This is a genomic window from Colwellia sp. KS18-150, from assembly GCF_057551365.1.
Window position 1 is genome coordinate 34805 of record NZ_BAAJMC010000011.1, and the last position, 13221, is coordinate 48025.

A 13221-nucleotide genomic window follows, 5' to 3' on the forward strand; every position below is an offset into this window, starting at 1 on the left:
TAAGTCCGGTTTGAACCAGGAGTAAAGCCAATGGCTATCAATCTTGATGACAAAAAAGCAATTGTTGCTGAAGTTCAAGAAGCTGCCGCTGGCGCTCAATCAGCTGTAGTCGCGGATGCCCGCGGTGTTACAGTTGAAGCAATTACTGTATTGCGTAAGCAAGCACGTGAAAATGGCGTATGGATGAAAGTTGTCCGTAACACATTAGCACGTCGTGCAGTAGCTGGTACGGAATTTGAGTGTGTTAATGACACATTTAAAGGCCCTACTTTAATTGCATTTTCAAACGAACATCCAGGTGCTGCTGCACGTTTATTCACTGACTTCGCTAAAACTAACGAAGACTTTGAATTAAAAGCAGCTGCATTTGAAGGTAATGTTGTAGACGTAAACATGTTAGCTAAGCTACCAACTTACGACGAAGCTATTGCCCGTTTAATGAGCGCTATGAAAGAAGCATCTGCCGGCAAATTATGCCGTACGATTGCTGCAGTTCGCGACCAGAAAGAACAAGAAGCGGCTTAATTTTTACTATTTATTTAGTAAGGTTAAACACTCTTTTTGTATTAATAGTTATTCAAACAGCACTTTATGTTTTTAATAAGTTAAAACAAAGGCTGTTTCTTAAAAACAGGAAATTTTATAATGTCTATTTCTAAAGACGATATCCTAAATGCTATTGCTGAAATGTCAGTAATGGACGTAGTTGAATTAATCGAAGCAATGGAAGAGAAGTTCGGCGTATCTGCTGCTGCTGCTGTTGCTGTTGCTGGCGGTGACGCTGGTGGTGCTGCTGAAGAGCAAACTGAATTCGACGTAATCTTAACAGGTTTCGGTGAGAAGAAAGTTGCAGTTATCAAAGCAGTTCGTGGCGCAACAGGTCTTGGCTTAAAAGAAGCTAAAGATTTAGTTGAATCAGCTCCTAAAGCACTTAAAGAAGGTGTTGATAAGGCTGAAGCTGAAGAACTTAAGAAAGCTCTTGAAGAAGCTGGTGCTTCTGTTGAGATCAAATAATCTGTTTTTAAACAGATTGTTTGCCTGAAAAGGCAATGGCTGGTGATTTAAACGTCACCGGCCTTTTTGCGCTTTTTTTGATAGAAAAATTTGTATTTTTTTATCTAAAAACAGTGCATTATTTAGTGTTGAGTAATTTTGATGAATTACTCTGTAATGTTTAGACGTAAATATTACAGCAATACCCTGTCTAGTTGGATGTATATTCACTAGGCAGATTTGGCCAAAACCAGCAAGCTGAGGAACCCCATGGCTTACTCATACTTTGAGAAAAAGCGAATTAGAAAGGACTTTGGTAAAAGTGCACAAGTAATGGAATATCCATTCTTGTTGTCCATTCAACTCGATTCTTTCCGCAAGTTTATTGATATTGATCCAACAGGTGAAACCGGTCTAGAGGCTGCTTTCCGTTCTATTTTCCCAATTAAAGCTTATTCAGGTAGCTCAGAATTACAATATGTAAGCTATCGTTTAGGTGAACCGTTATTTGATGTGAAAGAATGTCAAATACGTGGTGTTACTTATTCAGCACCATTACGCGTTAAATTACGCTTAGTGGTATACGATAAAGAAGCTCCGGCAGGTACTGTAAAAGATATCAAAGAGCAAGAAGTGTACATGGGTGAAATCCCGTTGATGACAGATAACGGTACTTTTGTAATTAATGGTACTGAGCGTGTTATCGTTTCACAATTACACCGTTCTCCTGGTGTATTCTTTGATCACGATAAAGGCAAAACGCATTCATCGGGTAAAGTATTATATAACGCACGTGTTATTCCTTACCGTGGTTCTTGGTTAGATTTTGAATTCGATCCAAAAGATAACTTATTTGTACGTATTGATAGACGCCGTAAATTACCTGCGTCAATTATGCTACGTGCACTAGAATATTCTACTGAAGAAATTTTAGATCTTTTCTATGACACAACTGAGTTTGCTATTAAAGGCGACAAGTTAGTGATGGATTTGATCCCTGAACGTCTTCGTGGTGATACTGCTACTTTTGATATTAGTATCAAAAAAGGTGAAGTGTTAGTTGAATCTGGACGTCGTATTACTGCACGTCATATTCGCGCTTTAACTAAAGCAAACATTGATAAGCTAGAAGTACCAGCAGAATATATTGTTGGTAAAGTATTATCAAAAGCTTATATCGATAAATCTACAGGTGAAGTCATTGCTGAAGCCAATGCTGAAATCACTTTAGAATTATTAGCTGAGCTTAGCCAAGCAGGTCATAAAACGCTTTCTACTTTATATATGAACGAATTTGATGTTGGTTCATATATGTCAGACACATTACGTGTAGACAATTCAACTAACCGTCTTGAAGCGCTAGTTGAAATTTACCGTATGATGCGTCCTGGTGAGCCACCAACGAAAGATGCAGCTGAAACTTTATTTGGCAATTTATTCTTTGCCTCTGAACGTTATGATTTATCAACTGTTGGTCGTATGAAGTTTAACCGACGTGTTGGTAATGAAGACGGTACAGCTGAAGATACTGGTTCAGGCGTATTATCAAATGACGATATCATTTCTGTAATGAAAACCTTAATCGACATTCGTGACGGTAAAGGCGAAGTTGATGATATTGACCATTTAGGTAACCGTCGTATTCGCTCTGTAGGCGAAATGGCAGAAAACCAGTTCCGTGTAGGTTTAGTTCGTGTAGAACGTGCTGTACGTGAACGTTTAAGTCTTGGTGATTTAGACGCGGTAATGCCACAAGATTTAATCAATGCGAAACCAATTTCTGCGGCAGTGAAAGAGTTCTTTGGCTCTTCACAATTGTCTCAGTTTATGGATCAAAACAACCCATTATCAGAAGTGACGCATAAACGTCGTATTTCTGCTTTAGGGCCGGGTGGTTTAACCCGTGAACGTGCTGGTTTTGAAGTGCGTGATGTACATCCAACGCATTACGGTCGTGTTTGTCCTATCGAAACGCCAGAGGGACCAAACATTGGTTTGATCAACTCGCTTTCATGTTACGCACGTACTAATGATTATGGTTTCCTTGAAACGCCATATCGTAAAGTTGTCGATGGTTTAGTTACTGATGAAATTGATTACTTATCAGCAATTGAAGAAGGTAACTTTGTTATCGCTCAGGCAAATGCTGAACGTGACGAAAACAAAAAATTAACACAGGACTTAGTGAACTGTCGTTATAAAAATGAATTCACGTTGAAATCATCAGCTGAAGTTCAGTATATGGATGTGTCACCACAACAGATTATTTCAGTTGCGGCATCACTTATCCCGTTCCTAGAACACGATGATGCTAACCGTGCCTTGATGGGCTCGAACATGCAACGTCAAGCAGTACCTACCTTGAAAGTGGATAAGCCACTTGTTGGTACCGGTATGGAAAAAGTTGTTGCCGTTGATTCAGGTGTAACAGCTGTTGCCAAACGTGGTGGTGTTGTGACTTATGTAGATGCGTCACGCATCGTTGTTAAAGTTAATGAAAATGAAATGCACGCTGGTGAAGCGGGTATTGATATTTATAATTTAACTAAATACACACGTTCTAACCAAAATACTTGTATTAACCAGCGTCCAGTATGTCGTTTAGGTGAGCCAGTAGTACGCGGTGACGTATTAGCTGATGGTCCATCAACCGATATGGGTGAATTAGCGCTTGGTCAGAACATGCGTATTGCTTTCATGCCTTGGAATGGTTACAACTTTGAAGATTCAATGTTGTTATCTGAACGCGTTGCGATGGAAGACAGATTTACTACTATTCATATCCAAGAGCTTACTTGTATCGCTCGTGATACTAAGCTTGGTAGTGAAGAAATTACTGCCGATATTCCAAATGTAGGCGAGTCAGCATTATCTAAATTAGATGAAGCTGGTGTTGTTTATATTGGTGCTGAAGTTAATGGTGGTGACATCTTAGTGGGTAAAGTTACTCCTAAAGGTGAAACACAGTTAACGCCAGAAGAGAAACTTCTCCGTGCAATCTTTGGTGAAAAAGCCGCTGATGTTAAAGACAGCTCTTTGCGTGTTCCTAACTCAGTTAAAGGTACTATCATCGATGTTCAAATCTTCACCCGTGATGGTGTTGAAAAAGATGCACGTGCAGTAGAAATTGAAGAATTGCAACTTAAAGAAGTTAAGAAAGATCTTGGCGATGAATTGAGTATTCTAGAAGATGGTATTTTTGCTCGTACTAAGAAGCTATTACTATCTGCTGGTTTAAATGAAGCTGACTTAACTGGTATGTCTCGTGATAAGTGGTTAACTCAAAACTTATCAGACGAAGCACAACAAGCTGAATTAGAGCAAATTGCTGAGCAATACGACAATATTAAAGAAGACTTTGATAAGAAGTATGAAGTTAAGCGTCGTAAGATCACTCAAGGTGATGATTTGGCACCAGGTGTACTTAAAATTGTTAAAGTATACTTAGCTGTTAAACGTCGCATTCAGCCAGGTGATAAAATGGCTGGTCGTCATGGTAACAAAGGTGTTATTTCAAACGTAGTACCTGTTGAAGATATGCCATACGATGAGCACGGTGTACCAGTTGATATCGTATTGAACCCATTAGGTGTTCCATCACGTATGAACATTGGTCAAATCTTAGAAACTCATTTAGGTATGGCATGTCGCGGTATCGGTGAGAAGATTAACCGTATGCTAGAAGCGCAACAAGAAATTCATAAACTACGTAACTTCATTCAAGAAGTTTACAATGTAGGTGAGTCTCGCCAAGTTGTTGATGTTGCTAGTTTCTCTGACGAAGAAGTGATGCGTCTTGCGGGTAACTTGCGTGCAGGTTTACCAATTGCAACACCAGCATTTGATGGTGCAGCTGAGAAAGAAATAAAAGAGTTGTTTAGCCTTGCAGATATGCCTCAAAGCGGTCAGTTTACTTTAACTGATGGTCGTACAGGTCGTGAGTTTGAACGTCCAGTAACGGTAGGTTACATGTATATGTTAAAACTAAACCATTTAGTTGATGATAAAATGCATGCTCGTTCTACTGGTTCTTATAGCTTAGTTACACAGCAACCACTTGGCGGTAAAGCGCAATTTGGTGGTCAGCGTTTCGGTGAGATGGAAGTATGGGCACTTGAAGCTTATGGTGCTGCTTACACATTACAAGAAATGCTTACGGTTAAGTCAGATGACGTTGCTGGTCGTACTAAGATGTATAAAAACTTAGTAGACGGTGATCACCGTATGGAACCAGGTATTCCAGAGTCATTCAACGTATTGTTGAAAGAAATTCGTTCACTCGGTATCAATATCGAATTGGATGAAGACTAGGTTTTACCCATAGCTCGCTGAGCATAATCAGTATGGGAAGAAGGCAGTTACTTGCCTTCTTCTAAAGATTTAACTCCGACAGGAGAAGAGTGTGAAAGATTTACTTAAGTTTCTTAAGCAACAAAATCAAACAGAAGAGTTCGATGGTATTCGCATCGGTTTAGCATCACCTGATTTGATCCGTTCATGGTCATATGGTGAAGTTAAAAAGCCAGAAACCATTAACTATCGTACTTTTAAGCCAGAGCGTGACGGATTATTCTGTGCACGTATTTTCGGCCCAGTAAAAGATTACGAATGTCTATGTGGCAAATACAAGCGCTTAAAGCATCGCGGTGTTATCTGTGAAAAATGTGGCGTTGAAGTAACGTTAACTAAAGTTCGTCGTGACCGTATGGGTCATATTGAGCTAGCTAGCCCAGTTGCACATATCTGGTTCTTAAAATCATTACCATCACGTATTGGTTTATTACTTGATATGACATTACGTGACATTGAACGCGTACTTTATTTTGAATCTTATGTTGTTACCGAACCGGGTATGACAACATTAGAGAAAAGCCAGATCCTAACGGAAGAAGAATATCTTGATGCGTTAGAAGAGCATGGTGATGAATTCGACGCGTTAATGGGTGCTGAAGCTGTATTAGCATTGTTACAGCAAATCGACTTAGATGGCGAAGTTGCGCAGATGCGTGAAGAATTACCTGAAATCGGTAGTGAAACAAAGCGTAAGAAAATCACCAAGCGTTTAAAATTGATGGAAGCATTCGCTGCTTCAGGCAACAAGCCTGAGTGGATGATTATGAATGTTTTACCAATTTTACCGCCAGATTTGCGTCCGTTAGTACCACTAGATGGTGGTCGTTTTGCGACTTCAGATCTAAACGATTTATACCGTCGTGTAATTAACCGTAACAATCGTTTGAAGCGTCTTTTAGACCTAGTAGCACCAGATATTATCGTACGTAACGAAAAGCGTATGTTACAAGAATCTGTTGATGCCTTATTAGATAATGGTCGTCGTGGTCGAGCTATTACTGGTTCTAACAAACGTCCTTTAAAATCTCTTGCCGATATGATCAAAGGTAAGCAAGGTCGTTTCCGTCAGAACTTACTTGGTAAGCGTGTTGATTACTCAGGTCGTTCTGTAATCACCGTTGGTCCAACATTGAAATTACACCAATGTGGTCTACCTAAGAAAATGGCATTGGAACTATTCAAACCATTTATTTACGGTGTATTAGAACGTCGTGGTTTAGCGACTACAATTAAAGCTGCTAAGAAATTAGTAGAACGTGAAGGCGCAGAAGTTTGGGATGTACTTGATGAAGTAATCCGCGAACATCCGGTAATGCTTAACCGTGCACCAACATTGCATAGATTAGGTATCCAAGCGTTTGAACCTGTATTAATTGAAGGTAAAGCAATTCACCTTCACCCGTTAGTTTGTGCGGCATACAATGCCGATTTCGATGGTGACCAAATGGCGGTACATGTACCGTTGACTATCGAAGCACAAATGGAAGCACGTACGTTGATGATGTCAACTAACAACGTATTAGCTCCTGCAAACGGTGAACCAATTATCGTACCATCACAAGATGTTGTATTAGGTCTATATTACCTAACGCGTGATTGTGTGAATGGTTTAGGTGAAGGCATGGTATTTGTTGATACCAAAGAAGCCGAAAAAGCCTACCGTACTGGTGCCGCAGAGCTTCATGCACGTGTTAAAATTCGAATTACTGAGCATATTAAAAATGCAGATGGTGAATTCGAAGAAGTAACTACATTGCGTGATACCACTGTTGGGCGTGCTATCTTATGGCAAGTATGTCCGAAAGGATTACCATACGATGTTATTGATCAACCTTTAGCTAAGAAAGCTATTTCTAAATTGATTAACCATGCATATCGTAACCTAGGTTTAAAAGATACCGTAATCTTTGCTGACCACATTATGTATACAGGTTTCCATTACGCAATGGTAGCTGGTGCTTCTGTTGGTATTGACGATATGGTTATCCCTGATGCTAAGTACACTATCATTGAAGAATCAGAAGCTGAAGTTGCTGAGATTCAAGCACAGTTTGACCAAGGTCTAGTAACTGCTGGTGAGAAATACAACAAAGTAATCGATATTTGGTCGTCTGCGAACGAAAAAGTATCTAAAGCTATGATGGATAACTTATCAAAAGAACAAATTAAGAACCGTGATGGTGAGATGGAAGAGCAAGACTCATTCAACTCTATCTTTATGATGGCTGACTCAGGTGCTCGTGGTAGTGCCGCTCAGATTCGTCAGTTAGCGGGTATGCGTGGCTTGATGGCTAAACCAGATGGTTCAATCATCGAAACACCAATTACGGCTAACTTCCGTGAAGGTCTTAACGTATTACAATACTTCATCTCAACTCATGGTGCTCGTAAAGGTCTAGCTGATACGGCATTGAAAACGGCTAACTCGGGTTACTTAACTCGTCGTTTAGTTGATGTTGCCCAAGATTTAGTGGTAACAGAGCATGACTGTGGCACTGAAGATGGCTTATTAATGACACCGTTAATTGAAGGTGGTGATGTTGTTGAACCACTTCGTGAGCGTGTATTAGGTCGTGTTGTTTGTGATGATGTATTAATTCCAGGTACTGAAGAAGTGTTACTTCCTCGTAATACCTTAATTGATGAAGCACTTTGTGATGTTATTGAAGCTAACTCAGTAGATCAAATTAAAGTGCGTTCAATCATTACCTGTCAAACTGATTTTGGTATCTGTGCCCACTGTTATGGTCGTGATTTGGCTCGTGGTCATATGATCAACCAAGGTGAAGCAATTGGTGTTGTAGCAGCACAATCAATTGGTGAACCAGGTACACAGTTAACGATGCGTACGTTCCATATTGGTGGTGCCGCTTCTCGTGCATCAGCAGAGAACAGTGTACAAGTTAATAACTCAGGTACGTTGAAATTACAAAACGCTAAGTTTGTAACTAACTCTGATAAGCATATCGTTATCACTTCTCGTTCATCAGAGCTTACTGTTATTGATGAAATGGGCCGTGTAACAGAAAACTACAAAGTACCATACGGTGCTGTACTTTCTAAAAACGATGGCGAAGCAGTAAGTGCTGGCGATACTATCGCTAATTGGGATCCGCATACGCATCCAATTATTACCGAAGTAAAAGGTAAAGCACAATTTGTTGATTTAGTTGATGGCGTAACCATGGTTCGTCAAACTGATGAATTAACAGGTTTATCAAGCATCGTAATTACTGAGGCAGCACAGCGTAGTGCCTCTGGTAAAGAAATGCGTCCGGCTCTAAAGTTAGTTGATGCCAAAGGCAAAGATGTAATGATTGCTGGTACTGATATCCCGGCACTTTATTATCTACCAGGTAACGCGATTGTGAACCTTGAAGATGGTGCTGATGTAAACATCGGTGACGCTTTAGCTCGTATACCACAAGAGAGTTCAAAAACTCGTGATATTACCGGTGGTCTTCCTCGTGTTGCTGATTTGTTTGAAGCACGTAAGCCTAAACTACCAGCTATTCTTGCTGAGAAGACTGGTATTATCGGTTTCGGTAAAGAAACTAAAGGTAAAGTTCGCTTATTGATCACTCAACCTAGCGGTGAAGTGTATGAAGAGATGATTCCTAAAACACGTCAATTAAATGTGTTTGAAGGTGAATCAGTGGCAAAAGGTGAAGTTATCGCCGATGGTCCAGAATCTCCACATGATATTCTTCGTTTACGTGGTGTTGCACCAGTTGCAAACTACATTGTTAATGAAGTACAAGAAGTTTACCGCTTACAGGGTGTTAAGATTAACGATAAGCACATTGAAGTTATCGTTCGTCAAATGATCCGTAAGTGTGAAATTCTTGATGCAGGTGACAGTGATTTCCTTAAAGGTGAACAAGTAGAAGTGGCTCGTGTGAATATCTCGAATCGTGAACTTGAAGCCGAAGGTAAGCAACCGGCAGAATATGAAATGCAAATGATGGGTATTACTAAAGCATCATTAGCAACAGAATCATTTATTTCTGCAGCGTCTTTCCAAGAAACAACTCGTGTACTTACTGAAGCAGCTGTTGCTGGTAAGAAAGACGGATTACGTGGCTTGAAAGAGAACGTTATCGTTGGTCGCTTAATCCCAGCTGGTACAGGTTACGCGTATCATCAGGAGCGTGCAAAAGCTAAAGCTGCTTTTAATGCTCATGAAGATACTACAGTTTCAGCCGATGAAGCTGAACAGGCACTAGCTGATGCATTAAGTGCAGATCTAGGTTCTGATAGCGAGTAACTGCTATATTGTTTAAACCCTTTAATGGGTAAGTAAACAAAATAAAAACCGTACTCTGAAAAGAGTGCGGTTTTTTTATGGGGTTTTACTGCTCAATAAGCATGAATAACTTGACAGCAAAACCATTGACCTATAGAATTTCGCGACCTTATATTCTGTGCCTAGTAGATACGGATTTTTAAGGGACGATTTTTTACGTTTATAAGTGGGTAATTTGGCAAACTTAGTCATATAAAGTTACTCAATGTTTTAACTAATCAGGAGCTATAATGGCAACTATTAACCAACTAGTACGTAAACCACGTGTTAGACAAGTAACTAAAAGTAACGTTCCAGCGTTACAAGCTTGTCCACAACGTCGTGGCGTATGTACTCGTGTGTATACAACTACACCAAAAAAACCTAACTCAGCACTACGTAAAGTTGCTCGTGTTCGTTTAACTAACGGCTACGAAGTTACTTCATACATCGGTGGTGAAGGTCACAACTTACAAGAGCATAGCGTGATTTTAATCCGTGGTGGTCGTGTTAAAGATTTACCAGGTGTGCGTTATCACACCGTTCGTGGCGCACTAGATTGTTCTGGTGTAAGCGATAGAAGACAAGGCCGTTCTAAGTACGGTGCTAAACGACCTAAATCTTAAGATTTCCAACTCCAGCTTAGTTAACTAAGCAGAGTGAAGAAACGTTAAGTAAGGCCAAATTAACAAATTTTTAAAATTTATATATTTTGGGTAAAACCTGAATAACACGGAGAATTAAGATGCCAAGAAGACGCGTCGTAGGGCAACGTAAAATATTGCCAGATCCTAAGTTCCATAACGAACTTTTAGCAAAATTCATCAACATCCTTATGGTTGATGGTAAGAAATCTACTGCCGAAAAAATTGTTTACGGTGCACTAGATATTTTAGCTGAAAAACAATCTGAGAAAGAACATTTAGAGCTTTTCGAAATTGCTTTAGATAACATCCGCCCATCTGTCGAAGTTAAATCTCGTCGTGTTGGTGGTTCTACTTACCAGGTTCCAGTTGAAGTACGTCCAGTACGTCGTAATGCACTAGCCATGCGTTGGTTAGTTGAAGCAGCTCGTAAACGTGGTGAAAAATCAATGGCTCAGCGCCTAGCTAACGAAATGTTAGATGCGTCTGACAGCAAAGGTTCAGCGGTTAAGAAACGTGAAGACGTTCACCGTATGGCTGAAGCTAACAAAGCGTTCGCTCACTACCGCTGGTAATCTAGCAGTATTGTTTGAATGTATAGCCTGATTTAAGGCATATGTCTTAAAATAGGCACATGGCTAGCAAGAGTTTCTCTTGCTAGCCATACTTGTTTTATAAAGAAGTGATTTAACAGTTACATTAAATAAATTTTTAACTAACATTTACAGTAAATTTACTTAATATAATTGAAACTTAATCTATGTAAGTATGTTACATAAAGATAATGTTTAAGAGGAATTCAAATTGGCCCGTACTACCCCTATAGAGCGCTACCGTAATATTGGTATCTGTGCGCATGTAGATGCTGGTAAAACCACGACGACAGAACGTGTATTATTCTACACCGGTCTTTCTCATAAGATTGGTGAAGTGCACGATGGCGCCGCAACCATGGATTGGATGGAACAAGAGCAGGAGCGAGGTATTACTATTACTTCGGCAGCAACGACTTGTTTCTGGAAAGGAATGGAAGGCCAATTCGACGATCACCGAATAAATATCATTGATACTCCCGGCCATGTTGATTTTACTATCGAAGTAGAGCGCTCATTACGCGTACTTGATGGTGCAGTTTTAGTGCTATGTGCTTCATCAGGCGTACAGCCGCAAACTGAAACCGTGTGGCGTCAAATGGAAAAGTATGCTGTACCTCGCATGGTTTTTGTTAATAAAATGGATCGAGCGGGTGCCAACTTTTTATCGGTTGTAGAACAATTAAAAGATAGATTAGGTGCTAATGCCGTACCTATGCATTTAGCTATAGGCGCTGAAGAAGAATTTAAAGGCGTTGTTGATCTTGTAAAGATGAAAGCTATTAACTGGTCTGAAGAAGATCAAGGTATGACTTTCACTTATGATGACATTCCTGCAGATATGCTTGATTTGGCTGAAGAGTGGCATGAGAACTTGGTTTCTGAAGCGGCTGAAGCCAATGACGAGTTAATGGATAAATACCTTGAAGAAGGTGAGTTAACTGAAGCTGAAATCAAAGCAGGATTACGTGCTCGAACACTAGCCAATGAAATCATCTTGTGTAGTTGTGGCTCAGCGTTTAAAAATAAAGGAGTACAAGCTGTACTTGATGCCGTTGTTGAATACTTACCTTCTCCAACAGAAGTTGCAGCAATTACAGGTATTAATGACGACAAAGATGAAACGGAAGGCTCTCGTCCTGCAGATGATGAAGCGCCGTTTGCAGCACTTGCATTTAAAATAGCAACAGACCCGTTTGTTGGTACTTTAACCTTCTTCCGTGTATATTCCGGTGTCGTGAAAACAGGCGATAGTGTCTATAATCCAGTAAAAGGTAAGAAAGAACGTTTTGGTCGTATCGTGCAAATGCACGCTAATGACAGACAAGAAATTAAAGAAGTCCGAGCTGGAGATATTGCTGCGGCAATTGGCCTAAAAGAAGTCACTACAGGTGATACACTTTGTGATGCTAATAAAGTTATTACCTTAGAGCGCATGGAATTCCCTGAGCCGGTAATATCAGTTGCGGTTGAACCTAGAACCATTGCAGCCCAAGAAAAAATGGGCATTGCTTTAGGGAAACTAGCAGCAGAAGATCCTTCATTTAGAGTTCACACTGATGATGAAACTGGACAAACCATCATCTCTGGTATGGGTGAGCTACACTTAGATATTCTCGTTGAGCGAATGAAGCGTGAATTCGGCGTTGAATGTAATGTTGGTAACCCACAAGTTTCATATCGTGAGACGATACGCAAGAGCGTTGAAGTGGAAGGTAAATTTGTACGTCAATCAGGCGGTAAAGGTCAATATGGCCACGTATGGTTGAAAATGGAGCCTTTAGAAGAAGGTTCGGGTTTTGAGTTTGTTAACGAAATTGTTGGCGGCACAGTACCAAAAGAATATATTCCTGCAGTAGAGAAAGGCTGTAAAGAGCAAATGGAAAGTGGCGTTTTAGCTGGCTTCCCATTACTAGACATAAAAGTCACACTCTTTGATGGCTCTTTCCATGATGTTGACTCAAATGAGATGGCATTTAAAGTGGCTGCTTCAATTGGCTTTAAAAATGGTGCGCTTGAAGCAGATCCTGTTATATTAGAGCCAATGATGAAAGTCGAAGTTTCTACACCAGAAGCCAATATGGGTGACGTTGTTGGAGACTTAAATCGTCGACGCGGTTTAATCGACGGTATGGATGAAGGTCCAGCAGGTTTGAAAATTGTAAATGCATTGGTACCCTTAGCCGAAATGTTTGGTTATGCTACCGACTTGCGTAGTGCTACACAAGGCCGTGCATCTTACTCTATGGAGTTTCAGCAGTATAATGAAGCACCGAAATTGGTAGCACAAAAAATTATGGAAACTCGTTAGAGCAACATAAATATTTACAACAAGCGCGGTCGTTTTGACTGT

The 13221-nt window shown here is 40.2% G+C and carries 7 protein-coding genes; all 7 read left to right on the forward strand.

What is annotated here, in order from left to right:
- The first annotated feature begins 30 nt into the window (after window positions 1–30).
- The 7 genes from rplJ (at window position 31) to fusA (ending at window position 13179) form a co-directional block, all read left to right on the forward strand.
- Entirely contained in the window at window positions 31–525 is a 495-nt protein-coding gene (gene rplJ, locus AC27IF_RS13475; RefSeq protein ID WP_487054857.1) for a 50S ribosomal protein L10, read from the forward strand.
- A 120-nt stretch (window positions 526–645) separates the two neighbouring features.
- Window positions 646–1014, forward strand: a complete 369-nt coding sequence (gene rplL, locus AC27IF_RS13480) for a 50S ribosomal protein L7/L12 (RefSeq protein WP_118961479.1) — start codon at window positions 646–648, stop codon at window positions 1012–1014.
- Window positions 1015–1263: 249 nt separating this feature from the next.
- Entirely contained in the window at window positions 1264–5304 is a 4041-nt protein-coding gene (gene rpoB, locus AC27IF_RS13485) for a DNA-directed RNA polymerase subunit beta (protein WP_487054858.1), read from the forward strand.
- A 91-nt stretch (window positions 5305–5395) separates the two neighbouring features.
- A complete protein-coding gene (rpoC, locus tag AC27IF_RS13490) occupies window positions 5396–9613 on the forward strand; it encodes a DNA-directed RNA polymerase subunit beta' (protein ID WP_487054859.1) in 4218 nt (1405 codons plus the stop codon).
- 269 nt (window positions 9614–9882) lie between these two features.
- Window positions 9883–10257, forward strand: a complete 375-nt coding sequence (gene rpsL / locus AC27IF_RS13495) for a 30S ribosomal protein S12 (RefSeq protein WP_353540255.1) — start codon at window positions 9883–9885, stop codon at window positions 10255–10257.
- Between the two features lie 119 nt (window positions 10258–10376).
- The gene (gene rpsG, locus AC27IF_RS13500) at window positions 10377–10850 is read left to right on the forward strand and encodes a 30S ribosomal protein S7 (RefSeq protein ID WP_487054860.1); all 474 of its coding nucleotides are present in this window, start codon (window positions 10377–10379) and stop codon (window positions 10848–10850) included.
- Window positions 10851–11079: 229 nt separating this feature from the next.
- Window positions 11080–13179 (forward strand): elongation factor G, encoded by a 2100-nt coding sequence (gene fusA, locus AC27IF_RS13505; RefSeq protein WP_487054861.1) that lies wholly within the window; start codon window positions 11080–11082, stop codon window positions 13177–13179.
- The last annotated feature ends 42 nt before the right edge of the window (window positions 13180–13221 follow it).

Bases quoted from the DNA above. Each gene is read 5' to 3' on its own strand.
- rplJ (WP_487054857.1), top strand. From the start codon at position 31: ATGGCTATCAATCTTGATGACAAAAAAGCAATTGTTGCTGAAGTTCAA.
- rplL (WP_118961479.1), top strand. From the start codon at position 646: ATGTCTATTTCTAAAGACGATATCCTAAATGCTATTGCTGAAATGTCA.
- rpsG (WP_487054860.1), top strand. From the start codon at position 10,377: ATGCCAAGAAGACGCGTCGTAGGGCAACGTAAAATATTGCCAGATCCT.
- rpsL (WP_353540255.1), top strand. From the start codon at position 9,883: ATGGCAACTATTAACCAACTAGTACGTAAACCACGTGTTAGACAAGTA.
- rpoB (WP_487054858.1), top strand. From the start codon at position 1,264: ATGGCTTACTCATACTTTGAGAAAAAGCGAATTAGAAAGGACTTTGGT.